Annotated in this window: 25 protein-coding genes and 2 tRNA genes; 17 read left to right on the plus strand and 10 right to left on the minus strand. The window is 46.6% G+C overall.

Annotated features, from left to right (window positions below; all coding sequences use genetic code 11):
• Positions 1 to 2: 2 nt before the first annotated feature.
• Genes gltX through TM_RS06875 form a run of 7 tightly spaced genes read right to left on the minus strand, consistent with a single transcriptional unit; the run spans position 3 to position 5,538 of the window.
• Positions 3 to 1,412 (minus strand): glutamate--tRNA ligase, encoded by a 1,410-nt coding sequence (gene gltX, locus TM_RS06845; protein ID WP_004081547.1) that lies wholly within the window; start codon positions 1,410 to 1,412, stop codon positions 3 to 5.
• Positions 1,406 to 2,104: a PHP-associated domain-containing protein gene (locus tag TM_RS06850; protein WP_010865325.1), complete on the minus strand. Its 699-nt coding sequence runs from the start codon at positions 2,102 to 2,104 to the stop codon at positions 1,406 to 1,408. Before TM_RS06850 ends, gltX begins: the two co-directional genes overlap by 7 nt.
• Positions 2,101 to 2,430: a DRTGG domain-containing protein gene (locus TM_RS06855; protein WP_004081549.1), complete on the minus strand. Its 330-nt coding sequence runs from the start codon at positions 2,428 to 2,430 to the stop codon at positions 2,101 to 2,103. The genes TM_RS06850 and TM_RS06855 overlap by 4 nt, the downstream gene beginning before the upstream one ends.
• Positions 2,393 to 3,358, minus strand: a complete 966-nt coding sequence (locus tag TM_RS06860) for a CBS domain-containing protein (protein ID WP_004081550.1) — start codon at positions 3,356 to 3,358, stop codon at positions 2,393 to 2,395. Before TM_RS06860 ends, TM_RS06855 begins: the two co-directional genes overlap by 38 nt.
• Complete coding sequence (locus TM_RS06865) at positions 3,355 to 3,705, minus strand: DRTGG domain-containing protein (RefSeq protein ID WP_004081551.1); 351 nt, start codon at positions 3,703 to 3,705, stop codon at positions 3,355 to 3,357. The genes TM_RS06860 and TM_RS06865 overlap by 4 nt, the downstream gene beginning before the upstream one ends.
• An 11-nt stretch (positions 3,706 to 3,716) precedes the next feature.
• On the minus strand, positions 3,717 to 4,082 hold the full coding sequence (locus TM_RS06870) for a SoxR reducing system RseC family protein (protein ID WP_233417786.1): 366 nt from the start codon (positions 4,080 to 4,082) through the stop codon (positions 3,717 to 3,719).
• A 31-nt stretch (positions 4,083 to 4,113) separates the two neighbouring features.
• Complete coding sequence (locus TM_RS06875; RefSeq protein ID WP_004081553.1) at positions 4,114 to 5,538, minus strand: RtcB family protein; 1,425 nt, start codon at positions 5,536 to 5,538, stop codon at positions 4,114 to 4,116.
• A gap of 50 nt (positions 5,539 to 5,588) precedes the next feature.
• Here TM_RS06875 and TM_RS06880 point away from each other — a divergent pair, with 50 nt between their 5' ends.
• From TM_RS06880 to fliE, 9 genes are read left to right on the plus strand one after another with little or no spacing between them, the layout of a single operon-like run.
• Complete coding sequence (locus tag TM_RS06880; RefSeq protein ID WP_004081554.1) at positions 5,589 to 6,083, plus strand: Mut7-C RNAse domain-containing protein; 495 nt, start codon at positions 5,589 to 5,591, stop codon at positions 6,081 to 6,083.
• A complete protein-coding gene (locus TM_RS06885; protein WP_004081555.1) occupies positions 6,025 to 8,292 on the plus strand; it encodes a sensor histidine kinase in 2,268 nt (755 codons plus the stop codon). Before TM_RS06880 ends, TM_RS06885 begins: the two co-directional genes overlap by 59 nt.
• Before the next feature lie 4 nt (positions 8,293 to 8,296).
• Positions 8,297 to 8,647, plus strand: a complete 351-nt coding sequence (locus TM_RS06890) for a response regulator (RefSeq protein WP_004081556.1) — start codon at positions 8,297 to 8,299, stop codon at positions 8,645 to 8,647.
• Positions 8,648 to 8,668: 21 nt separating this feature from the next.
• Entirely contained in the window at positions 8,669 to 11,428 is a 2,760-nt protein-coding gene (gene ileS / locus TM_RS06895; RefSeq protein ID WP_004081557.1) for an isoleucine--tRNA ligase, read from the plus strand.
• Positions 11,429 to 11,432: 4 nt separating this feature from the next.
• Positions 11,433 to 12,515, plus strand: coding sequence for a type IV pilus twitching motility protein PilT (locus TM_RS06900; RefSeq protein WP_004081558.1), 1,083 nt, complete (start codon positions 11,433 to 11,435; stop codon positions 12,513 to 12,515).
• 17 nt (positions 12,516 to 12,532) lie between these two features.
• Positions 12,533 to 13,561: a peptide chain release factor 1 gene (gene prfA, locus TM_RS06905; RefSeq protein WP_004081559.1), complete on the plus strand. Its 1,029-nt coding sequence runs from the start codon at positions 12,533 to 12,535 to the stop codon at positions 13,559 to 13,561.
• Between the two features lie 16 nt (positions 13,562 to 13,577).
• Positions 13,578 to 13,961 carry a flagellar basal body rod protein FlgB gene (gene flgB / locus TM_RS06910; RefSeq protein ID WP_004081560.1) on the plus strand — a complete coding sequence of 128 codons (384 nt, stop codon included), beginning with the start codon at positions 13,578 to 13,580 and terminating at the stop codon, positions 13,959 to 13,961.
• Positions 13,958 to 14,380 (plus strand): flagellar basal body rod protein FlgC, encoded by a 423-nt coding sequence (gene flgC / locus TM_RS06915; RefSeq protein ID WP_004081561.1) that lies wholly within the window; start codon positions 13,958 to 13,960, stop codon positions 14,378 to 14,380. Before flgB ends, flgC begins: the two co-directional genes overlap by 4 nt.
• 6 nt (positions 14,381 to 14,386) lie before the next feature.
• Positions 14,387 to 14,671 carry a flagellar hook-basal body complex protein FliE gene (gene fliE / locus TM_RS06920; RefSeq protein ID WP_004081562.1) on the plus strand — a complete coding sequence of 95 codons (285 nt, stop codon included), beginning with the start codon at positions 14,387 to 14,389 and terminating at the stop codon, positions 14,669 to 14,671.
• Here fliE and TM_RS06925 read toward each other — a convergent pair.
• Both TM_RS06925 and TM_RS06930 read right to left on the minus strand, forming a co-directional pair.
• Positions 14,652 to 15,026 (minus strand): cyclophilin-like fold protein, encoded by a 375-nt coding sequence (locus tag TM_RS06925; protein WP_004081563.1) that lies wholly within the window; start codon positions 15,024 to 15,026, stop codon positions 14,652 to 14,654. The genes fliE and TM_RS06925 overlap by 20 nt on opposite strands.
• Before the next feature lie 49 nt (positions 15,027 to 15,075).
• Positions 15,076 to 15,165: transfer RNA gene (locus tag TM_RS06930), tRNA-Leu, on the minus strand.
• Between the two features lie 122 nt (positions 15,166 to 15,287).
• On the opposite strand from TM_RS06930, the gene sufC reads away from it, so the two are divergent.
• From sufC to sufU, 5 genes are read left to right on the plus strand one after another with little or no spacing between them, the layout of a single operon-like run.
• Entirely contained in the window at positions 15,288 to 16,028 is a 741-nt protein-coding gene (gene sufC, locus TM_RS06935; RefSeq protein WP_004081564.1) for a Fe-S cluster assembly ATPase SufC, read from the plus strand.
• Positions 16,025 to 17,419 carry a Fe-S cluster assembly protein SufB gene (sufB, locus tag TM_RS06940; protein WP_004081565.1) on the plus strand — a complete coding sequence of 465 codons (1,395 nt, stop codon included), beginning with the start codon at positions 16,025 to 16,027 and terminating at the stop codon, positions 17,417 to 17,419. Before sufC ends, sufB begins: the two co-directional genes overlap by 4 nt.
• Before the next feature lie 10 nt (positions 17,420 to 17,429).
• The gene (locus tag TM_RS06945; RefSeq protein WP_004081566.1) at positions 17,430 to 18,536 is read left to right on the plus strand and encodes a SufD family Fe-S cluster assembly protein; all 1,107 of its coding nucleotides are present in this window, start codon (positions 17,430 to 17,432) and stop codon (positions 18,534 to 18,536) included.
• Positions 18,514 to 19,755, plus strand: a complete 1,242-nt coding sequence (locus tag TM_RS06950) for a cysteine desulfurase (RefSeq protein ID WP_004081567.1) — start codon at positions 18,514 to 18,516, stop codon at positions 19,753 to 19,755. The genes TM_RS06945 and TM_RS06950 overlap by 23 nt, the downstream gene beginning before the upstream one ends.
• Positions 19,752 to 20,168 carry a Fe-S cluster assembly sulfur transfer protein SufU gene (gene sufU, locus TM_RS06955; RefSeq protein ID WP_004081568.1) on the plus strand — a complete coding sequence of 139 codons (417 nt, stop codon included), beginning with the start codon at positions 19,752 to 19,754 and terminating at the stop codon, positions 20,166 to 20,168. The genes TM_RS06950 and sufU overlap by 4 nt, the downstream gene beginning before the upstream one ends.
• Here sufU and TM_RS06960 read toward each other — a convergent pair.
• Positions 20,146 to 21,132, minus strand: a complete 987-nt coding sequence (locus TM_RS06960; RefSeq protein ID WP_004081570.1) for a hypothetical protein — start codon at positions 21,130 to 21,132, stop codon at positions 20,146 to 20,148. The two genes, sufU and TM_RS06960, sit on opposite strands and share 23 nt — an antisense overlap.
• A gap of 47 nt (positions 21,133 to 21,179) precedes the next feature.
• Between TM_RS06960 and TM_RS06965 the strand changes: the two genes are divergently transcribed.
• The 3 genes from TM_RS06965 (at position 21,180) to TM_RS06975 (ending at position 22,962) form a co-directional block, all read left to right on the plus strand.
• Positions 21,180 to 21,785: a histidine phosphatase family protein gene (locus TM_RS06965; protein WP_004081572.1), complete on the plus strand. Its 606-nt coding sequence runs from the start codon at positions 21,180 to 21,182 to the stop codon at positions 21,783 to 21,785.
• A gap of 37 nt (positions 21,786 to 21,822) precedes the next feature.
• A tRNA-Cys gene (locus TM_RS06970) sits at positions 21,823 to 21,899 on the plus strand.
• 52 nt (positions 21,900 to 21,951) lie between these two features.
• Positions 21,952 to 22,962 carry an extracellular solute-binding protein gene (locus TM_RS06975; RefSeq protein WP_004081573.1) on the plus strand — a complete coding sequence of 337 codons (1,011 nt, stop codon included), beginning with the start codon at positions 21,952 to 21,954 and terminating at the stop codon, positions 22,960 to 22,962.
• The last annotated feature ends 2 nt before the right edge of the window (positions 22,963 to 22,964 follow it).

A 22,964-nucleotide genomic window follows, 5' to 3' on the forward strand; every position in this document is an offset into this window, starting at 1 on the left:
TCTCATCCCCCCAGAGATCTTTCTATTCTTCTCAAAAAGATCTCCTTTCCAAGAAGAGGAATAATGTTGACGAGTTCAGGACCTTCTTCTCTACCAGTCAGAACTCTTCTCAACGTCATATAGAATTCTTTGGGCTTTACACCGTGTTGTTTCAGTACCTTCTTGAAGACAGGTGTGATTTCTTCCATGGTCCACCGAACGTTCTGGAGCTCTTCTTTGAGCTGTGAAAACACTTCTTTCATTTCTTCTGGTATTTCAACAGGTGCTGGATCTTCAAAGAAGAAGCGGGACTCTTCAGGAAATTCTGAAAGCACCTCTACTCTCTCTTTTGTGATCTCCAATACCTTTTTAAAGTACTCCTCGTCGATTATTTTTATCCCGGCTTTCTCAAAGAACGGCTTTGCCAGTTCTGCGAGCTTCTCAATCGGCATGTTCCTCAAATAGTAACCGTTCATCCATTTCAACTTCTGTGGGTCGAAAATCGCAGGGTTCGGGCTGAGCCTGTCCAGAGAAAACGAAGAAATCAATTCTTCGAGAGTGAGGAGTTCTTTACCCTCTGGGTGAGACCATCCAAGAAGTGCCAGATAGTTGACAAGCGCCTCCGGAAGATATCCCATGTCTCTGAACGCTTCCACAGAAGTGGCTCCATGTCTCTTGCTCAGTTTTTTTCCATCGGGTCCCAGTATGGTGGAAACGTGCGCAAAAACGGGGGGAGCCTTTTCAAACGCTTCATAGAGAGCGAGCTGTCTCAGTGTATTTGAGAGATGGTCGTCTCCACGGATAACGTGTGTTATTTCCATGAGCATGTCATCCACCACACAGGCGAAATTGTAGGTGGGAAGACCGTTGCTTCTCATTATCACAAAATCCCCAATTGCTCCTGTCTTGAACACAACTTCACCTTTCACCACATCGTTCAACACATAGTCTTTTCTGGGCATCTTGAAAAACACAGCCGGCCTCAAACCCTTTTCTTCGTATTCCCTTCTTCTCTCGGGAGTATCAAACTTTTCGAACATCTCCTGGGAGTAGTGTGGTGCCTTTCCTTCAGAGAGGAGTTTCTCCCTCATCTCTTCGATCTCTTCAGGGTAAGCGTAAACGTAATAGGCCTTCCCCTCCTTTACAAGCCTTTCAGCGTGTTCTCTGTATATCTCCACTCTCTCGCTCTGCCTGTATGGACCGTGGTCTCCTCCCACGTCCGGTCCCTCATCCCACAGAAGACCAAGCCACCTGAGAGATTCCATGAGCTTCTCTTCGTACTCCCTCTCAGATCTCTCCAAATCGGTGTCTTCTATTCTGAGGATGAACTTTCCTTTTTCTTTCCGTGCGAAAAGAAAGTTGAACAGAGCGGTTCGAGCTCCTCCAACGTGGAGAAAGCCAGTGGGGCTCGGTGCGAATCTCACCCTTACCAATTCAGAACACCTCCCAGTGTGTATTCGCTGTTGAGGATCTTTTTCAGTACTTCCTCGGGTGAATTCGGCGCTCCTGATATGTCGATGTACCTTCTTCCTATATCAGAGGGAAAATGGGCGTCCGATGTCACTATCACCCTGAGATTCTTTTTCTGGGCATTTTCTTTTCCCTCTCTACTCACCACTTCAGCAACAGGAATCTCGAGATCTGGAAAGAAACCGAGCTGGTAGAGAACACCGAATCTCTTCTCAACATGCGCGTAAACCGGTATCCCTCCAAATGATCGAATCAGCTCTACAGCCTGAGACAGTGTGAGATCTGAAGGAAAACCGAGTGGAACGTCTTCGTAGCCCGTGTAATTCCCCTTTTCGTCTACAAAGAGCTGATAGCCCATTTTCTCATGATCGTGTTTCACCGATGGAAGATGTTCGTAAACGATCTTCGTGACTTTCAATGCGCTTTCGATATCGGAAAAAAAGCCGAGCACGTGAACATCTTCCACCGTCTGTATCTCTATTCCAGGGACAACGAGTTTCTTCATTTTCAGAAAAGCAGGAACGTTTTTTGCGCTGTTGTGATCAACTATGCCGAGAATCTGTACATCTCCCGATGCCCTCTCCACAACGGGCGGTATCATGAGCAGATCTGCGCACGGTGACAGACACGTGTGCACATGTAAATCCGCCTTCATCTCAACCCCAGCTCGTACACCTTCCCAGAAACTATGAAGGAGTTCTCCTGAGATTTAAGGAGCACCACTCCGTTCTCCTCTGCCTTCTTCACAGTGTCCTTTTCGTATTCGTGACCGTCACAGAGAACGATTCCCTTTATTCCGACAACCGTGGCAACCGCTATTATGTTGACGTGAGACTGCACTGTGATCCAGAGTGTCGAAGGCTGGGCTTTCCCCAGCACTTCACTCAAAAGGTCACAGGTGAAACCGTGTTCCACTTCCGTGTTCAGATCACCGCACACATGTTCAAGCCCCAGTTTTTCCACTATCTCCCTTATCCTCACCTCTATCCCTCCTGAAGAACACCATCTCAACGATTACACCCTTTCCCACTTCTGAGATGATGACCATTTTATCGGAGTACCTTTTCATGTTTGGAAGCCCCATCCCTGCACCAAAGCCGAGCTCTCTGATGTGGTCTGGAGCCGTTGAATAGCCTTCTCTCATCGCGAGTTCCAGATTTTCTATCCCTTTTCCTCTGTCTTCTACCCTCACCGTGATTTTCTCATTGTCGATGAAGCAGTATATGTACCCATCGGATTCGCTGTGAATGACAACGTTTGCTTCCGCTTCGTAAGTAGCTATTGCGATTCTTCTTGCCAGTTCTTCATCCACTCCTCGCTCCAGGAGAAACCTCTTCAATTTGGAAGCCCCTATCCCGATCATGTTCACATCGAAGTAATCTATGTGGAAAACAAAATCCGCTTTTCCTTTTTCCAGGACTTCTCCCGTGATCAGTGAAGTTCCTTTTTCCAGGACTTCTTCCATCCTTTTGTCGTGCAGATACATGATACCGAGTTTTGCCAGGAGAAAATAGATGATGTCGTGCTTTGTCACGATCCCCACCAGTTTTCCCTCATCGTCGACAACGGGAAATCTCCCATAACCGTATTTCTCAAAGGTCTTGACGGCGTCCTGGAGGGTGTCTGTTTCTTTCAGACATACCACGTTCTTCGTCATGCGCTTTTCAACACTGTCTTTTATGTAACTTCCCTCAAGGGCTTTTATGATGTCTTCCAAACTGACGATTCCCACTACCCGTTTTTTGTCATCCACTACGGGCACACCTGAGATCCTCTTTATCCTCATAATCTCTTTCACGTGAAGAAGTGTCTTGTCCGGTGTTACGTATATAACGTCCGGATTCATGAACTCGGAAACTCTGACATCCTGGAAGATGGCTTGCAATCTGTCTATGATGGAAACGCTCATTCTATCGCTCTCCTGACGGGCTTCAAACCGTTCATGTAAAGTCTGCCACAAGTTTCGAACATGGAAAGATTCGTTGCAAGAACGGTGATGTTGCATTCTTTCGCAAAATTGACTATAGTCTCAGGAATATCTCTTTTTCTGACGAAGAGAACAGCGGGTATCCCCACCACCATGGCGGTTCGCACGGCCTGTGGAGAGTGAAGTCCTGTGATCAGAAGAACGTTCGGCTCAGCAAACGCGAGAACATCACTCATGAGATCTGTGGCAACGGCTCTTTCTATGTTCAGATCTTTGTTTCCACAAAGGATCTCTCCTTCTACGATTCTGGCGATCTCTTCTATTGTCACGCAAACACCTCCTAAGAGACCTTCCTGAGAATTCTAGGAGGTTTTCTGTCTTTTCTTCTGAAACGAAACAGAGAATAATAGGCGAAAACGCTTCCCAGCGCAAGTACGAAGGTTACCCAATCTTTCAGCCTAAAAAGGTATCCAGTTATCACAGTCACCGCGAATATCACAAGCGGAAGAAAATAAACGAGTGTTGATACCTTCAAAGGATCGTACTCGGGTATGTCTACCACAACCTCATCACCGGGCTTCAAATCTTCTCCACACCAGTCTATCTCGAGTTTTATCTCGTTGTCGGAAAGACAGATGTTCTTTGCCGGGCAACTCCCACAAGCGCTCGTTCTAGCTTTTGCCACCACCACTTTCCCGTCTTTCACTTCTCGAACATACATTTTTTCTACGATGGTATCACCCCTTCACAACACCAAGAGGAATCATCCTGGCTACTTTTCTCGAAATACCTATCTCATGAACGATCTGCACCACTCTGTCCACGTCTTTGTAAACTTCAGGAGCTTCTTCAACCAGAGTCTTTTTACTCTTGCTCATGACGACAATATTTTTTTCTGCCAGTTCATCGAGAACTTCCCTGTAATCCAGCTTCTTCAGGGCAGCGGACCTTCCAAGGACTCTCCCCGCTCCGTGTGCGGTGGAACCGAAGGTCTTTTCTTCGGCTTTCTTTGTTCCTACCAGAAGATAGGAAGCAGTCCCCATGTCACCCGGTATGATGACGGGCTGTCCCACTTCTCTGTAGATCGAAGGAACCTTTTCGCTTCCGGGACCAAGAGAACGTGTGGCACCCTTTCTGTGGACGACCAGTTTTCTTCTTTTTCCGTCAACTTCGTACTCTTCCACTTTTGCGATGTTGTGAGCAACGTCGTAGATGAGATCAACACGTGTGTCTCTCCCGAACACTTTCCAGAAAGCTTTTCTAACGAGATGCCCGAGGATCTCCCTGTTCGCGAACGCGTAGTTCGCTGCACAATTCATGGCAGAATAATAGGCCTGTCCAAGTGGATGTTCGAACGGAGCGTTTATAAGCTGTTTGTCGGGTAGATTTTTGTTGTGTTCCTTCAGATTATCCCTCATGAGCCTTATGTAGTCGGTCGCAACCTGATGTCCGAATCCTCTGCTTCCGGAGTGAATCATCACCGTGATGGTACCGATCTCCAGACCGAAAAATTCAGCGAGTTCTTCGTCGTATATTTCCTGAACCATTTGAACCTCCACGAAGTGGTTTCCCGCACCGAGAGTTCCGAGCTCGTCACTTCCTCTCTCGAACGCTTCCTCCGATACGTACGAGGGATCCGCTGGATGTATCTTTCCACCGTCTTCGATTCTTTCCAGATCTTCCTCAAGACCGTACCCTGACTTGACAGCCCACTCCGCACCTTCAACGAGAACTTTCCTGAGCCCCTTCTTGCCGAGAACGATGTCTCCCGTTGAACCAACACCCGCGGGAACGAATTCGTATATAGCTTCGACAAGAGACCTCATTCTATCTTTCACATCTTCGTAGGTGAGATCTGTCTTCATCAGGCGTACTCCACAGTTTATATCGAAACCCACACCACCCGGCGAAATGATTCCTTCTTTCACATCGAAAGCGGCGACTCCTCCTATTGGAAAGCCGTAACCCCAGTGTATGTCCGGCATGGCGAGGGCGTATTTCACAATGCCGGGAAGCGTGGCCACGTTCATGAGCTGTTTCATCGCTTCTCTGAACTGAGGATCGTTCACACTCTCGGCGTCCGTGAATATGATCGCGTCAACCTTCATATCTCCCTCTTTTGGAATTTTCCAGATGTATTTATCGAGTCTTTCTATCTTCATAATTTATCCCTCCCACTTTTAGTTTATCATTAAATAGTGGAGGATAGATTATGAGTGAGGTTCGATTCGCTGTCGATGCCTCGCTGGTACCGCTTGCAAAAAAGTTGAGAATCCTCGGGGTGGATGTGAAGGTTTGCTACTCTGAAGAACCCGGGAAAGTCCTTCTGATATGCAGGAAAGAGGGTAGAATTCTTCTCACAAAGAAATGTTCTCTTATAAAATTTTTCGAAAAATATGGGCAGAAAGTCTTCTATATCAAAGATGAAAAAGATTTGAAAAGGGTGATAGAACATTTTAAACTGAAACCAGAACGTGCAAGGTGCCCGTACTGTAACAGAGAACTCTTGCCGACTCCACGTGAGGAAGTGATTGAAAAGGTGCCTCTGTACGTTTTTCTGAACGCAGAGAAATTCTCCAGATGTCCCAGCTGCGGAAGAATCTTTTGGAGAGGATCTCATTTAGACTGGGTGAAGGAAGTGATACCAGATGGTTCCGGAGAGACTGAAACAGATAAAGGGAATAAGGATTCTGGAAAGCGAGGATGAAATCCCTCAGGAAGGTTTCACCTGCAGATTTGGAAAGCATACAGTTGTGGCAAATGATGAAGAGTCTTTCGAAATCGTCAGACTCTACAAAAGGCTCACCGTTTATGAGCTGTTGCTCTCTCTTGTGGATTCAATATGTGTTCACCCGAAAGAGGAAGCTCTCAGGTTTTCCCTCAAAAAAGTCAGAGAATTTCTGGATGCGGAAGAAGTCTATCTGATAGAGGGCGATGCTTCTTATTCTTCGAAGGGAGAGAAACTCTCCATCGATGAGATAAAAAAGAAACATCCAGGGGCGAGTGTGAGAGAGTGGAGGAACAAACTGCATCTTGTTGTGGTTCGCGAAGGCGCATTCGATGAAGAAGAAGAGGTACTCTGTACGAAACTTTTAGAATTCATCGGAAACGTATCAGAAAAACTCTGGAGGCTTAAAGAAGAAGTCCAGAAATTGAAAAAGTCGTACGAAGAACAGCTGAAAGTTTCAGAGATACAGAAAGAACACATAAAGAAAATGAGAATAATTTATTACGTCAGCCAGGCCATGAGATCTGTTTATGATCCGAACAACCTTTACCGTGTGATTTTGCTCAGCCTTGTTTCAGAGAGAGGATTCAATTTCGACCGTGCTGTTCTTCTCAAAAAAGATGAAGGTACAGGCTCTCTGATGGTCGTTTCCGCGGTGGGTGGCGATACACTTCAGGAACACGAAGAACTCAAGAGATACCTCAGAAAAAGAACCTTGAGATACACAGATCTGGTACAGTTTTTAAGGGAGGAGGCGCTCACATTCTCGTTTGAAACGAAGTTCAATGAAAAAATAAGGGGAAAGAGATTTTACTACAGAGAACATCCGATATTCGAAAGGGTGGTTTTGAGAAAGAGTATAGTGAGGACTTCGAGAGAAACTCTCGAAAAAATCAGGTACGAAATAGAAGATGTTATAAGTATCCTTGAAAACGATGAGTTCATAGTCTTTCCACTTGTTGGGCGATGGGACACTCTCGGTGTTGTGGTGGTGGACAACAAATTCAGCAAAAAGGAAGTCACCGATCTGGATCTGGACGTGCTCAAACTTTTCTCTGAAAGTGCAGGTCTTGCTCTGGAGAACGCATATAATTACGAAAACCTGAGAAAGAAAACTCTGGATCTTCAGCGTCAAAACGAACTCGTGGAACACCTCAGGAACTTCAGTGAAAGCATTCTGGAGAGCCTGGAAACAGCCATCATAACGCTGAGCAAAGATGGGCGTATAACCGAATGGAACAAAAAGGCCGAACAACTGTTTGGTCTGAAGAAAGAAAACGTACTCGGAAGAAGGCTCAAAGATCTCCCCGACTTTGAAGAGATCGGATCAGTCGCAGAAAGCGTTTTTGAAAACAAAGAACCCGTGTTTCTCAACTTCTACAAATTCGGAGAAAGGTATTTCAACATAAGATTCTCCCCTTTCAGAAATGCCAAAACACAGTTGCTCGAGGGAGTCATCATCACGATCGACGATGTCACAGAGCTGTACAAATACGAAGAGGAAAGAAAAAGAAGAGAAAGACTTTCCATACTGGGAGAGATGACTGCAAGAGTCGCTCACGAGATAAGGAATCCAATAACGATAATAGGCGGTTTCATAATGCGCATGAAGAAACATCTTGACGATCCAGAGACGCTGAAGAAATACATCAACATAATAACGAACGAACTATCCAGGCTTGAAACGATTGTCAAGGAAATCCTGGAATACAGCAAAGAACGGCAGGTGCTGGAATTCACCGAATTCAATCTGAACGAACTCATAAGAGAGGTCTACGTTCTATTCGAGGAAAAGATCAGAAAGATGAACATAGATTTTTGCTTTGAAACGGACAACGAAGACCTCAGAGTTGAAGCCGATAGAACGAGGATAAAACAGGTACTGATAAACCTTGTTCAAAATGCAATAGAAGCGACAGGGGAAAATGGTAAGATAAAGATAACGTCGGAAGATATGTACACCAAGGTGAGAGTGAGTGTCTGGAACTCGGGTCCCCCCATACCGGAGGAGCTGAAAGAAAAGATATTCTCACCGTTCTTCACCACAAAGACTCAGGGAACAGGTTTAGGACTTTCAATCTGCAGAAAGATCATAGAGGATGAACACGGAGGAAAAATATGGACGGAAAACAGAGAAAACGGGGTTGTTTTCATCTTTGAAATTCCAAAGACACCAGAAAAGAGGTGAGAGAATGAAAAGGATACTGGTTGTCGATGATGAGCCGAACATAAGGGAACTTCTGAAAGAGGAACTTCAGGAAGAGGGTTACGAAATTGACACGGCAGAAAACGGGGAAGAAGCCTTGAAAAAATTCTTCTCTGGAAACTACGACCTGGTGATTCTCGACATAGAGATGCCCGGTATCAGTGGACTGGAGGTAGCCGGTGAGATCAGAAAGAAAAAGAAAGACGCAAAGATTATCCTCCTCACGGCCTATTCTCATTATAGATCCGATCTTTCTTCGTGGGCAGCGGATGAATACGTTGTGAAGTCGTTCAACTTCGACGAATTGAAAGAGAAAGTGAAGAAGCTACTTTCGTGACACAGGAGGTGTGAAAAGTTTATGGAATACAAAAACACACTGAACTTGCCAAAAACTTCATTTCCAATGAAGGCAAACTTGGTGAACAAAGAAAAAGTTTTTCTCGAAGAATGGGAAAAGATGGACCTTTACAACTACGTACTCGAACAGAGAAAAGGAAAACCCCTTTTTGTCCTGCACGATGGACCCCCTTACGCAAACGGTCACATCCACATTGGAACGGCCCTGAACAAGATTCTGAAGGACATCGTCGTCAAATACAAAACGATGAGAGGATACAGGGCACCGTACGTTCCTGGCTGGGACACCCACGGTCTTCCCATAGAACACAGGGTGTCTCAGGAACTGGGTGAAAAGATAAAAGAAATGTCACCCGCAGAGATCAGAAAGAAGTGTGAGGAATTCGCTCTCAGATTCGTTGATATACAGAGAGAAGAATTTAAAAGACTCGGCGTTCGGGGAGACTGGGAAAATCCATACATCACGTTGAAGCCAGACTACGAGGTGAAAATACTGGATGTTTTCAAAACCCTTGTAGAACAGGGAAACGTTTACAGATCTTTGAAACCCATCTACTGGTGTCCGAGATGCAGAACTGCCCTCGCGGAAGCGGAAATCGAATACCACGATCATAAATCTCCTTCCATATACGTGAAGTTCAGATCCAAAGAAGATCCGAATTTCTTCATCGTGATATGGACCACAACACCCTGGACACTGCCGGCAAACGTCGGTATCGCTCTGCACCCCGATTACGAATACTCGGTGGTGAAAGTCGGAGAAGAGAAATGGGTCATCGCAACGGATCTTCTCGATGCTTTTTCGAAGGAGACTGGAATCGACTGTTCCAATGTCGTCGAGAAAATAAAAGGAAAAGATCTGGAAGGAAAAGAGTTCGTTCATCCCATCTTCGATGACAGGACCTCCAGAGTCATTCTGGCCGATTACGTATCTCTCGAAACAGGAACAGGATGTGTTCACATAGCCCCCGGTCACGGTGAAGAAGACTACATCTACGGTCATGTGCAATACGGTCTTCCCATCGTCTCTCCCGTTGATGAGGAGGGACGTTTCACGGAAGAAGCGGGAAAATACAAGGGAATGTTCATAGAAGATGCCAACGAGGTGATCATAGAGGATCTGAAGAGAAAGGGTATTCTCGTTCACGCTTCAAGTATCACACACTCCTACCCGCACTGCTGGCGCTGTAAAGGACCTGTGATCTTCAGAGCAACTGAGCAGTGGTTCATTTCTGTGGATCACAACAACCTCAGGCAGAAAGTGCTGGAAGAAATAGACAAGGTGAAGTGGATACCGGAATGGGGCCGGAACAGAATCAGATCCATGGTGGAGGAAAGGCCCGACTGGTGTATCTCAAGACAGCGTGTCTGGGGAACTCCCATACCAGCGGTGAAATGTAAAGAATGCGGAGAAGTGGTACTCGATCCGAAGGTGATAGAACACTTCATGAAAATCGTTGAAAAAGAAGGTACAAACGCCTGGTTTGAAAAAGAGGTGGAAGAACTCATCCCCGAAGATTTTGTGTGTCCAAAATGCGGCAAGCGATCTTTCGAAAAAATGCTGGATACACTCGACGTATGGATAGATTCTGGTGCCTCCTTCGAATACATAACCACGAAGAGAGAAGATCACCCGTTCCCCCTCGACATGTACCTTGAAGGTAGCGATCAGCACAGGGGATGGTTCCATTCTTCCATCTTCCTTGCCGTCGCAAAGAGGGGGTCCGCACCTTACAAAGAAGTGCTAACACACGGATTCATAAAGGACGAACAGGGAAGAAAGATGAGCAAGTCCCTCGGAAACGTAGTGGATCCCATGGAAGTGGTGGAAAAATACGGTGCCGAGATTCTGAGACTGTGGCTTGCGAGCAGCGACTACTTCAACGACATAAAGATATCCATGAGGATCGTCGAACAACAAACGGAAGTTTACAGGAAGATAAGAAACACGTTCCGATTCCTCCTTGGAAATCTAGAGGACTTTGATCCTGAACTTGACAGAGTTCCTCATGAAAAACTCTTAACGATCGACAGATGGGCTCTTGGACGACTGCAGGAGATCATAAAACGCGCCACCGAATATTACGACAGCTACGAATTCTCGAAGGTTTACAATCTCGTGGTGAAGTACTGCACAACAGAACTCAGCTCCCTCTACCTGGACGTCGTAAAGGACAGACTCTACGTGGAAGCGAAGGATTCAATATACAGAAGATCGGCGCAGACGGTGATGCACGAAATACTCATCTCTCTGATGAAGATCCTTGCACCCATCATGACTTTCACGATGGAAGAGGTTTACTCCCATCTTCATGAAAAGGACAGAAAATACAAAACGGTTCAGGCAGAATACTGGCCAGAGTACAGAGAAGAGTTCATCGATAGAAAGCTCATGGAAGACTTCGAAAAACTCCTCTCCATAAGAGAAGACGTGTTGAAGGCCCTCGAGGAGAAGAGACAGCAAGATGTGATCGGTCACTCCCTCGACGCTGAGGTCGTACTTGTACCCAAAAATGACACCATCAAAGCGCTTCTGGAAAAATACAGAGACATACTCGAAGAACTCTTCATAGTATCGAAGGTATCCCTTTCGGACGCTTCGGGAGAATTGAAAGGAGAACTGGTAGAGGTGACCGTCAAACACGCAGAGGGTGAAAAATGTCAGAGGTGCTGGAAATACACAACGGAGATCTCTGCTTCTGAAGATTTTCCGGGGGTTTGTCCAAGGTGTCTGGCTGTTTTGAAAGGAGAAAGGAAGTGACAGCGTGGAAGACATGAAAGTTTCTTTTCTGAAGATTATCACAGAAGCGTACGGTTTGAGGGCAACCGATGTGCACATCTCGGTGGGTTGCCCTCCTTATTACCGTATAGATGGGGACCTTGTACCTCAGGAAAAGTACGGAAAACTCACAAAAGAATCTATAATGAACGCTCTGAAAGATCTGTTCACTGAGATCGGACAGCCGTTCCCACCTAAAACGAAAGAAGTGGATTTTTCCTTTACCGTGGCAGAAGCGATAAGGGTGAGGGGAAACCTCTACTACGAGAGAAAGAACCCCGCTCTCGCTTTCAGGTTGATACCAAAAAAGATCAGAACTTTTCAGGAACTGGGACTACCAGAGATCTTGAAAACATTCGTTGAGAGAAAGTACGGCTTGATATTGGTGGCTGGTCCCACAGGAAGCGGAAAATCCACCACACTCGCCGCCATGATAGATCACATCAACGAAAATTTCCCACACCACATAATAACGATAGAAGACCCGATAGAATACGTTTTCACAAACAAAAAATCTGTGATTCACCAGAGAGAACTCGGTTCAGACACGGACTCTTTCTACAACGGATTGAAGTACGCTCTGAGGCAGGACCCGGATGTGATCCTCGTGGGAGAAATGAGAGACCTTGAGACAATGGCTCTCGCTCTCACCGCGGCGGAAACGGGACACCTCGTTCTTGCCACGGTTCACACGAACTCCGCGGCTTCCGCACCTGAGAGAATCATAGATGTTTTTCCAGCACATCAGCAAAGACAGATCGCTCTTCAGCTCGCGAACACCTTGATCGCCGTGATTTATCAGAGGCTTGTACCGAAAGCCAACGGAATAGGTTTCACTCCGATCCTGGAGATCATGGTGGGAACTCCGGCCGTGAGGAACCTGATAAGAGAAAACAAACTCCACCAGCTCGAATCTCTGATACAGGCTGGTGCGAGACACGGAATGGTCCTCTTCGATGACGCACTCGTGAAAGCCGCACTCAAAGGAGAGATATCCAGAGAATCCGCTCTGCAGTTTGCCAGGAACCAGGAGGAGGTGGCTCGAAGATTAGGAATGAAGCCCTCGTAGAGAAGATCTCCTCGATAGTGAAAGAAAAGAAAAAAGAGATCGAAAAGCTCCTCGCCAGGCCAGATCTGACTCCCGAACAGATGAAGAACTACGGGATGGAATACGCAAAGATAGAAGAAATAGAGAACATCACAAACAGAATAAAAGAAACTCAAGAGTTCATCGAACTTTTGAGAGAAGAAGGAGAAAATGAACTGGAGATAGAAAAGTACGAGAAAGAACTTGACCAGCTCTATCAAGAACTGCTCTTTCTTCTTTCTCCAGAAGCGAGCGATAAAGCAATCGTAGAAATCAGACCAGGCACGGGTGGAGAAGAAGCCGCTCTCTTCGCGCGGGATCTGTTCAGAATGTACACCAGGTACGCAGAAAGAAAAGGCTGGAACCTCGAAGTCGCTGAAATCCACGAAACGGATCTCGGTGGAATAAGGGAAGTGGTCTTCTTTGTGAAGGGAAAGAACGCTTACGGTATTTTGAAGTACGAAAGCGGTGTCCATAGAGTCCAGAGAGTTCCTGTTACAGAGTCTGGAGGGAGAATCCATACGTCCACCGCTACCGTTGCCGTTCTTCCAGAGATTGAAGAAAAGGATATAGAAATCAGGCCGGAAGACTTGAAGATAGAAACTTTCAGGGCATCGGGACACGGTGGACAGTACGTCAACAAGACCGAATCCGCTGTGAGGATCACACATCTTCCAACGGGAATAGTGGTCTCGTGTCAGAACGAAAGATCTCAGTATCAGAACAAACAAACCGCTCTGAGGATCCTCAGAGCAAGACTCTACCAGCTACAGAAGGAACAGAAAGAAAGGGAGATCTCGCAGAAGAGAAAATCACAGATAGGAACTGGTGAGAGAAGCGAAAAAATCAGAACTTACAACTTCCCCCAGAACAGAGTTACGGATCATAGAATAAACTACACTTCTTATAGACTGCAGGAGATCCTCGATGGAGACCTGGACGAAATCATATCGAAGCTTATAGAACACGACATAGAAAACAACCTAGAGGAAGTTTTAGGAATTGGAGCCTCAGTCGAAGAAAAGTAATAGTGGAGGTGTGAAGATGTTCAACACGAACTTCTACACGCTAAAACAGGCGATGGACGTTGCTCTTTTGAGACAGAACGTTCACTCACTGAACATAGCAAATGTGAGCACACCCGGTTACAAAAGAAAATACGTGGCATTCGAGGAACTTTTGAAGGAATCAGAAATGAAACTGAAGCTTTCGAAGACAAACGAAAAGCACCTCATCGGTTCAAAGAATGTCGTAGAACCACGTGTTCTTGTGGACAACACAACCACCATGAGAAACGATGGAAACAATGTTGATATCGATTACGAGATGGTCCAGCTTGTGAAGAATGGACTCAGGTATCAGGTGCTCACCAGACTCATGTCGCTGAACATAGATAGGTACAATGCCGTGCTGAGGGGTGTCAGATGATGAGCGAATTCGAGATCATGAACATCAGCGCAACTGGAATGTCCGCTCAGAGACTCAGAGTCGAGATCGTCTCAACAAACATAGCGAACGCTGAAACCACCAGAACTGAAACAGGAGAACCTTACAGGAGGAAGGTACCTGTGTTCGCCGAGTATCTGAGAAGAACACCAAATGGTAAAATAGAAAGCGCTGGGGTGAAAGTTGTAAAAATAGAGGAAGACCCTTCACCGTTCAGACTCGTATACGATCCTACACACCCTGACGCGGATGAGAACGGATACGTGAGGATGCCCAACGTGAATATCGTCAGAGAAATGGTGGATCTGATAAACGCGCAGAGAGCATACGATGCGAACGTGGCGGCTTTCAATGTGACAAAGGCTATGGTGAACAGCGCCCTTCAGATAGGAAGGGGGTAATGAGCGATGGTTGACAGGATAGAGGGACTCGGCCCTTTGAGCCAGAGTGGAAAGACTCAAAAGAAAAGTGAAAACAACTTTTCAGAAGCGCTGAAAGAAGCACTGGAAAAGGTAAACGACATACAGAAGAAAGCCGAGAAGGCAGCGGATGATTTCGCCCAGGGCAGGATAAGCAACATACACGAGGTTATAATAGAAGCCGAGAAGGCTTCCATAGCGTTGAGGCTCACCGTCGAAGTAAGAAACAGAATCGTGGAAGCTTACAGAGACATCATGAGGATGCAAATCTGACGGCGACCTTCTCGCCGTCTTTTATTTTTTTCAGATCTTCCAGCCCTTCCACGATCTTTCCTATCACGTTTACAGCACTCGCTGGTTGAATTTTGTCATCGCTCATGGGAGTTTTCCCAAAGAACAGACACAGCGCTTTTCCCGGAGGCCAGTATCCAACGTCTCCTATTTCAACTACTTCCCTTGGGTTTTCCATCTTCTGAACGTTCACAGGAGTTGAGAAGTATATCTCCTCGCCCCAAGTGTTCACGACACTTTCGAATGGAATTTTTTCCTTCAACAATTTGACGACCTCGTATTCCTCATTGAGATCTATCACACATTTTCCACTTTCAAAGAGGAGTTCAACTCTCATGTTCGCTCCCTCCTCAAAGAAGAAGGGCACCTTTTTGGAGGTGCCCGGGTGGTGCCGGGGATCGGACTCGAACCGACACGGGGTTGTGAACCCCAGCGGATTTTAAGTCCGCTGCGTCTGCCAATTCCGCCACCCCGGCTCCTTTTTTTATTATACCACATCGTCAGAAAGATTATTTCAACCTTACAAAAATCAAAACTTATTCATAACAACCGCACGTGTGTTATAATCAATTAGGAAAACATAAGAGGAGGGAACGAAATGCTCAGAATAGTGAATCTGCACGCGAAGCTGAGAGACGAAGACAAGGAAATATTGAAGGGCGTGAATCTGGAGATAGAAAAGGGAGAAGTCCACGTTCTCATGGGTCCAAACGGTAGCGGAAAATCGACCCTCGCGAACGTCATCATGGGAAATCCCAGATACATTGTGACGGAAGGAGACATCGTTTTTGAAGGAAATTCCATAAAGGATCTGCCCCCAAATGAGAGAGCAAAACTCGGTATAATGATGACTTTTCAGAATCCATACGAAGTTGAGGGAGTGAAGCTTTCTCAGTTTCTCATCACAGCTCATCGGAGGATTCATGGAGAGGATAAAAACTACCTGGAGTTGAGGAAAGAACTCGAGGAAACCGCTGAAAAACTCGGTTTAGACAAGGATTTCCTAGAAAGGTACCTGAACGTCGGATTTTCCGGTGGAGAAAAGAAAAGGTCTGAGATCCTTCAGAGTCTCTTCCTTCGACCGAAACTGCTCATCCTCGATGAGATAGACTCGGGTCTCGATGTCGATGCGTTGAGATTGATCGCAAATCTGATAGCTAGACTGAACGAAGAGGGAGTGACACTTCTCATCATCACGCACTACAAAAGACTCCTCGATCACTTGAAGAGAATAGATAAGGTTCACGTTTACGTAGATGGACGTATAGTCACAAGCGGCGGTCCGGAACTGGCAGACGAAATAGAAGAGAAGGGCTACTCCCTGGAGGGTGTGAGATGATGGAAAGACTGATAATTGACGATTCACGATTCAATTTCGTGCCGAAGGTGAAGACCGCCTACAAAGCACCTCCCGGTCTTGACGAGAAGCTGATAATGGAAATATCACGCGCAAAAGATGAACCGGAGTGGATGTTAAAGCACAGGTTAGAATCACTGAAAGTGTTCAACGAGTGGCACAATCCCAGATTCGGTGTGGACATATCCGGCCTCGACCTCGGAAAGATAGTCTCCTACATAAAACCCGACGCGAAGAAGAGCACCTCCTGGGAAGAAGTTCCAGAAGAGGTGAAAGAGGCTTTCGATAAACTCGGGATACCGGAAGCGGAAAGAAAGTACCTCGCGGGTGTGGGAGCTCAGCTCGACTCGGAGATTGTCTATCAGAACATGAAGAAAGAGCTTGAAAAGATGGGCGTTATCTTCCTCGATATGGAAAGCGCTGTGAGGGAGTACCCCGATCTTGTGAAGAAATACTTCATGAAACTCGTCCCCATCACCGATCACAAGTTCGCTGCTCTTCATGGAGCCATATGGAGCGGTGGAACCTTCTTGTACGTCCCGGCGGGTGTGAAAATTCCCATGCCGCTTCAGGCGTATTTTCTGATGAGCAATCCCGGTATGGGGCAGTTCGAGCACACCATCATAGTCGCTGAAGAAGGCAGTGAAGTTACCTTCATAGAGGGTTGTTCTGCTCCAAGGTACAACATCATCAATCTTCACGCTGGAATGGTCGAAATATACGTCAAAAAAGGCGCAAAGGTCAAGTACCTCACCATTCAGAACTGGAGCAAGAACACGTACAACCTCAACACAAAGAGATCGATAGTCGACGAAGAAGGGTCGATGACCTGGGTCTCGGGCTCACTGGGAAGTCAGAAGACAATGTTGTATCCAATGACCATACTCAAGGGAAAAGGAGCAAGGGCAGAGAGCATGTCCATCACTTACGCGGGACCGGGACAGCACATGGACACCGGTTCCAAGGTTGTTCACCTCGCTCCATACACGAGTTCGATCGTCAGCGCAAAGAGCATTTCTCTCGGTGGAGGCTGGGCTTTCTACAGAGGCCTTTTGAAAATCACAAAGGAAGCCGTGAAGAGCAAGGCCTCCGTTGAGTGCGCGGCTTTGATGCTCGACAACCGATCGAAGAGTGATACCGTTCCGATCATAGAAGTGGAAACAGACAGGGCAGACGTCGGGCACGAGGCGAGGATTGGAAGGATAGGGGAAGACCAGATTTTCTACCTCATGAGCAGGGGGCTCTCTGAACAGGAAGCAAAGGCGATGATAGTGAAAGGATTCGTTGAACCCGTGGTGAAAGAGCTTCCATTCGAGTACGCCGTTGAGCTGAACAAGTTACTCGAACTGGAAATAGAGAAGAGCATAGGGTGAGGTGTTCATTATGGAAAAGACTCTGGTGATAGAACATGACGGTGAAAAAGCGGTCGTTTGGGAAACTCCTCAGATTTTTTCCGAAAACGATTACGACTACGAAGTGCTTGAAAAGGCCCTGGAGAACACCGGTGGCCCTCTGAAAGAGTGGAGAAAGAAGAAGTACCAGGAGTACAAAGAATGGGGATTCCCGAGATGGAAAAGGTGTAATCTCGATGGCATGTCTCTTCCAGAATTGTCTTTCAAGCGGATAGACCTCGATGTTGATATTTCGCTCCTTGAAAAGCTGGACTTTGAAGGTGCTCACAGGAAATTCGTTCTTCTTGGAGATACGTTCTTTACGGATTTCAGAGTATACGGCGATGGAAAACACATGATGAGATTCGACGGAGACGGGATCGAAAACGTACTCGTGGTCGTCGAAAAAGAGGCGGAGATCTACAAACTCTCCAGCACGGATCGATTCAGAAATACGGTGATGAGGATCCTGGTGAAAAAGAACGCATCGCTGAAGTTCTTCAATCTGGACTTTTTTGGGAATTTTTCTTTCGACAACGTGTTCATCGTTCTCGAAGAAGGTGCAAGACTCGTGTTGAGGGATTTCAAAGCGTTCGGCTACAGAAAAACCGGGCATATCCTTGTGAAATTGAACAAATCGAGCAAAGCCGATATGAAATCGTTCTTCTACCAGAATGGATCAGGAATAACCGATTTGCTCTACCTCATGAGATTTGAGGGAGAAGACGCCGAAGGAAAGCTGAAGGGAAACGGTGTGGTGGATGGCGCTGGAAAGATCGTTTTCCGTGGAATCCTGGATGTGAAAAGAGGTTCTAAGAACATCGTCGCAGAAGAAACAGAACACACACTCGTTCTCTCTCCAGACGCCCGAATGGATGCCATTCCGAGTCTCTGGGTGGACGAGAACGATGTCACCGCTTCACACTCTGCGAGTTCTTCCTCTCTCGATGAAGACGAACTCTTCTATCTGATGACCAGAGGCGTTGATGAGATAGAATCCAAGAAATTGATCGTGCGAGGGGTGTTCAACGAGCTGCTCGACGAACTGGACGAGTCGGTGAAGGGAGAGGTAGAAAATGTTGTCAACAGGATTGTATGAGGACTTTCCCACCCTGAAGATGAAGATTAACGGAAAAAGGATCGTTTATCTGGACAGCGCAGCCACTACACTGAAGCCAAAACAGGTCGTGAAAAAGCTGGAAGAATTCTACTACAACAGCTACGCGAACGTTCACAGAGCGGTTCACACTCTCGCTGTGCGTGCCACCACCGAATTCGAGGAAACCAGGGAGGAGTTCGCAGAGTTTTTAGGTGCTTCTCCAGAGGAGATAATCTTCACCTCGGGCACCACCATGGCCATAAATCTCGCTGTGGTGTCCCTTCTGAGGAGTGGCATATTGAAAGAGGACGATCTGGTTCTGGTTTCCCTTCTGGAACACCACGCGAACTTTGTCCCCTGGCTCAGACTTTCGAAATTCCATGGGTACAGGATCGACTTCATCAGACCCTCGGGAAGATTCGGAACACTCGAGATGGATGACCTGTTGAAACACAGAGACAAAAACCCGAAAGTCGTTGCCATAACAGGCCTTTCCAACGTGACCGGCCAGAGAATACCCGTTGAAGAGCTGAGAAACGTCTTTCCTAATTCCATCATTCTCCTGGATGGTGCTCAACTGATACCTCATGAACCAGTGAAACCGAAGGAGATAGGAGTAGATTTTCTTGCCTTTTCACTCCATAAGATGCTCGGTCCCACCGGTGTAGGTGTGCTTTACGGAAAGAGAGAAGTGCTGGAACAGATGGAACCGTTTCTCTACGGCGGAGAGATGATCGACAGAGTGTCCCTCGAAGATGTCACATTCAACGAATTACCTTACAAGTTCGAAGCGGGAACTCCGAACATAGCGGATATAGTCGCATCCAGGGAAGCCCTGAGGTATCTGAAGGAAACAGGTTTCGATTCAGTTCATGAAAAGATAGAACAGCTCACTCAGATGGCCTTGAAAGAGATGATGAAAATCGGCGGAGTGGAAATCTACGGCCCACTCGACGAAAGACAGCATGGGATAGTCTCGTTCAATGTAAAGGGAATACACCCGCACGATGTGGCCCACATTCTCGATCAGGAGTTTGGAATAGCCGTAAGGAGTGGGCACCACTGCGCACAGCCTCTGATGAGTATTTTGAAAGAACAGTCGCAAATCGATTTTCCAAACTCCACCTGCAGAGCCAGTTTTTACATCTACAACACGGAAGAAGATGTTAAAATTCTCGTTGAAGGTGTGAAAAAAGTAAAGGAGTGGTTTTCAAGATGATGTACTCGGAAGCCATCCTGGACTACGCGAATTCCAAAAAATTCAGAGGAAAACTGGACGATGCCACCGTTATCGAAGAGGGAAAGAACATCTCTTGTGGCGACGAAATCACACTCTACTTGAAGGTGGAAGACGGTGTTGTGAAAGATGCTAAGTTCGAGGGAATGGGATGTGTCATCAGTCAGGCTTCGGCTTCTCTGATGCTGGAGAGGATCATCGGAGAAAGGGTAGAAGAAATATTCTCCCTCATCGAAGAGGCAGAAAAAATGAGCCGGGGTGAAAACTTCGATGAGGGAAAGTTGAAGAACGTAACACTCATGTCAGACATAAAGAACTACCCCGCGAGGGTGAAGTGTTTCATTCTTGCCTGGAAAACCCTGAAAGAGGCGCTCAAAAAGATTTCACGGCCTTGAGAAAATCTATGAGGTATCCCTTCAGATACGAAGATACTTTCCCTATGAGTTCAAGGGTGTAACGTTTCAAAAGAACGAGGTCTCCTCTCTGATCCGCCTCTCTGAATTCTTCAACAGAGATAACGGTGAAGCTTTCCAGATCACTCGTTCTTTCTTTCAGTTTTTCTCCAAAGACCTTCTTTATCTCTCTGTGGACCTTTGGAAAGTACGATAAAGCGAGTTTTCTCACTTCCTGAACGAGGTGCCACTCGGACTTCAAAAATACAGGTGTAGCTTCTTCGATCGTCTTTATCGTTTCTTCATCTCCGGAGTAGATGAGATACGCTAAATAATCATCGTACACGTAATGGGCGTTCATCAACATCTTCATGATGGATCTGTCGAAGAGTGCCTGAAAGATTTCTCCCACCTCACCAGGAGTGTTGTGATAGGGCTGCGATAGATCTTCGATGTAGTGAAGAGCCCTGGCGAGGAACCTGTATCCCCAATATCTGTCTCCTTTTCTGAAGGCTTCTTTTGCCATATCGTGGAAGTAGTAAAAACTCTTGTCCGCTTCGAAGAACTCGAGGCCAAGGATTCGATACTTCATGTGACGCACACCCTGACTGTTTCCTATGAGGAACTGATACGGTGACAGATCAAGACCCTGGTCCATTCCCCAATCCGGCTCCGAAGAGTACACGGTCAGGATCTGCCAGGCAGGAACCTTTCCGTCTTCAGGAGAGGGATTTGGAGGTAAAATCGCTCCTTCCCAGGCGGATATCGTGTCTTGACCACACACGTCTTCAAGAACGAGTTTTGAGAGATTGTAAACTCTGTTTTCCTGGTAGTTGTACGGTGTGATGGTGACCATCTCATCTGGTACAATATCTTTCACGATGTAGTAGGTCAAACCTTCGTGACCGCTCCAGGAGAAAACAAGGGCGGAAACGACTATCAGAAAGACGATTGAAAGTTTTCTCAACCCGATCACCTCCAATCAAAGTCTAACACAAAGAGGTGCATAGAAGTATGAAACTCTATCTCATAAGACACGGCGAAACCATCTGGAACGAAAAGGGTCTGTGGCAGGGAGTCACAGATGTTCCTCTCAACGAAAGAGGAAGAGAACAGGCAAGAAAGCTGGCAAACAGCCTGAAAAGAGTCGATGCCATTTACTCGAGTCCCCTCAAAAGAAGCCTCGAGACAGCAGAAGAGATCGCCAGGCGCTTTGAAAAAGAAATCATCGTCGAAGAAGATCTGAGAGAATGTGAAATATCACTCTGGAACGGTCTCACAGTGGAAGAGGCTATCAGGGAGTATCCTGTGGAGTTCAAGAAGTGGTCATCGGATCCAAATTTTGGAATGGAAGGTTTAGAATCCATGAGAAATGTACAGAATCGCGTAGTGAAGGCGATCATGAAGATCGTCTCACAGGAGAAGTTGAACGGTTCAGAGAACGTGGTCATCGTATCACACTCTCTGTCTTTGAGAGCTTTCATCTGCTGGATCCTCGGGCTTCCTCTTTACCTTCACAGAAATTTCAAGCTGGACAACGCGTCCCTCAGTGTGGTGGAAATAGAGAGCAAACCGAGGCTTGTTTTGTTGAACGATACGTGTCACCTTAAGGAATCTTGAACACCCTTGCATATGTGGTATTATATTCTATGTGGATGGCGGCGTAGCCAAGCGGTCAAAGGCGGGGGTCTGCAAAATCCCTATTCGTGGGTTCGAATCCCACCGCCGCCTCCAGAGAGCCAGGCTACACGGCCTGGCTTTTTATATTGGAAGAAGGGAGGTATTGATGATGAAAAAGGTGTTTCTTGTCCTGCTGGTAGTCCTGGCAATCCCGATCTTCGCGAAGGCCACCCTCTACATCTACAACTGGGCCGATTACATTCCTGAAGACGTGATCAGAGCATTCGAAGAGAAGTACGATTGCCGTGTGGTGTATGACACCTACGCTTCAAACGAAGAAATGTACGCCAAGTTCAAAGCCGGTGGTGGAAAAGGCTACGATCTGATATTCCCTTCCGGTGACTATGTCTCGATAATGAAAAAAGAAGGAATGCTCCAGAAACTCGATCTTTCTAAGATACCGAACTTCAAATATCTCGATAAAGACATCCTCGCGAAGACCACTTACGATCCCAACCATGAGTACAGCGTTCCTTACATGATGGGGTCTACTGTCGTCATCGTGAACAAAAAATACGTGAAAGAGTACGAGAAATCCTGGTCCATCTTCGATAGAGAAGACCTCAGGGGAAGAATGACTCTCCTCGACGACATGAGAGAAGTCCTCGGCGCTGCTTTGAAGTATCTCGGATACTCCGTTAACACGAAGAACCCGAAAGAACTGGAAGAAGCGAAACAGGTTGTTCTCAGATGGAAGAAGAACATAGCCAAATTCGACGCCTCCTCGTACGCCGATGGTATCGTTTCTGGTGAGTACTGGGTGGTGCACGGATACGCGGAAGACGTCTATCAGAGGATACCCGAAGGAGAGGAAAAATACTTCGACTTCTTCATACCAAAAGAAGGCGGTACGTTGTGGATCGACAACATGGTGATCCCCAAAGGGGCAAAGAACGTGGATCTCGCCTACAAGTTCATCAACTTCATTCTCGAGCCAGAAAACGCAGCGAAGATAGCGGATTATCTCGGTCTTCCCTCACCGAACGTAGAAGCCAGAAAGTACATGCAGACAGAACCCATTTACACCATAGAAGATCTCAAAAACTGTGAATTCATTGAAGACGTGGGAGAAGCCCTCGAACTTTACAACAAAATATGGCTCGAGATCATCATGTGACG

Origin of the sequence: Thermotoga maritima MSB8, from assembly GCF_000008545.1 — a bacterium.
Lineage (GTDB): Bacteria > Thermotogota > Thermotogae > Thermotogales > Thermotogaceae > Thermotoga > Thermotoga maritima.

Excerpts from the sequence above, each read along its gene's own strand:
- sufU (WP_004081568.1), top strand. The coding sequence starts at position 19,752 with ATGATGTACTCGGAAGCCATCCTGGACTACGCGAATTCCAAAAAATTC.
- sufB (WP_004081565.1), top strand. The coding sequence starts at position 16,025 with ATGATGGAAAGACTGATAATTGACGATTCACGATTCAATTTCGTGCCG.
- sufC (WP_004081564.1), top strand. The coding sequence starts at position 15,288 with ATGCTCAGAATAGTGAATCTGCACGCGAAGCTGAGAGACGAAGACAAG.
- TM_RS06880 (WP_004081554.1), top strand. The coding sequence starts at position 5,589 with ATGAGTGAGGTTCGATTCGCTGTCGATGCCTCGCTGGTACCGCTTGCA.
- flgB (WP_004081560.1), top strand. The coding sequence starts at position 13,578 with ATGTTCAACACGAACTTCTACACGCTAAAACAGGCGATGGACGTTGCT.
- TM_RS06860 (WP_004081550.1), bottom strand. The coding sequence starts at position 3,358 with ATGAGCGTTTCCATCATAGACAGATTGCAAGCCATCTTCCAGGATGTC.
- TM_RS06950 (WP_004081567.1), top strand. The coding sequence starts at position 18,514 with ATGTTGTCAACAGGATTGTATGAGGACTTTCCCACCCTGAAGATGAAG.
- TM_RS06850 (WP_010865325.1), bottom strand. The coding sequence starts at position 2,104 with ATGAAGGCGGATTTACATGTGCACACGTGTCTGTCACCGTGCGCAGAT.
- flgC (WP_004081561.1), top strand. The coding sequence starts at position 13,958 with ATGATGAGCGAATTCGAGATCATGAACATCAGCGCAACTGGAATGTCC.
- TM_RS06965 (WP_004081572.1), top strand. The coding sequence starts at position 21,180 with ATGAAACTCTATCTCATAAGACACGGCGAAACCATCTGGAACGAAAAG.
- TM_RS06885 (WP_004081555.1), top strand. The coding sequence starts at position 6,025 with ATGGTTCCGGAGAGACTGAAACAGATAAAGGGAATAAGGATTCTGGAA.
- ileS (WP_004081557.1), top strand. The coding sequence starts at position 8,669 with ATGGAATACAAAAACACACTGAACTTGCCAAAAACTTCATTTCCAATG.
- TM_RS06925 (WP_004081563.1), bottom strand. The coding sequence starts at position 15,026 with ATGAGAGTTGAACTCCTCTTTGAAAGTGGAAAATGTGTGATAGATCTC.
- TM_RS06890 (WP_004081556.1), top strand. The coding sequence starts at position 8,297 with ATGAAAAGGATACTGGTTGTCGATGATGAGCCGAACATAAGGGAACTT.
- TM_RS06975 (WP_004081573.1), top strand. The coding sequence starts at position 21,952 with ATGATGAAAAAGGTGTTTCTTGTCCTGCTGGTAGTCCTGGCAATCCCG.
- TM_RS06875 (WP_004081553.1), bottom strand. The coding sequence starts at position 5,538 with ATGAAGATAGAAAGACTCGATAAATACATCTGGAAAATTCCAAAAGAG.
- fliE (WP_004081562.1), top strand. The coding sequence starts at position 14,387 with ATGGTTGACAGGATAGAGGGACTCGGCCCTTTGAGCCAGAGTGGAAAG.
- TM_RS06945 (WP_004081566.1), top strand. The coding sequence starts at position 17,430 with ATGGAAAAGACTCTGGTGATAGAACATGACGGTGAAAAAGCGGTCGTT.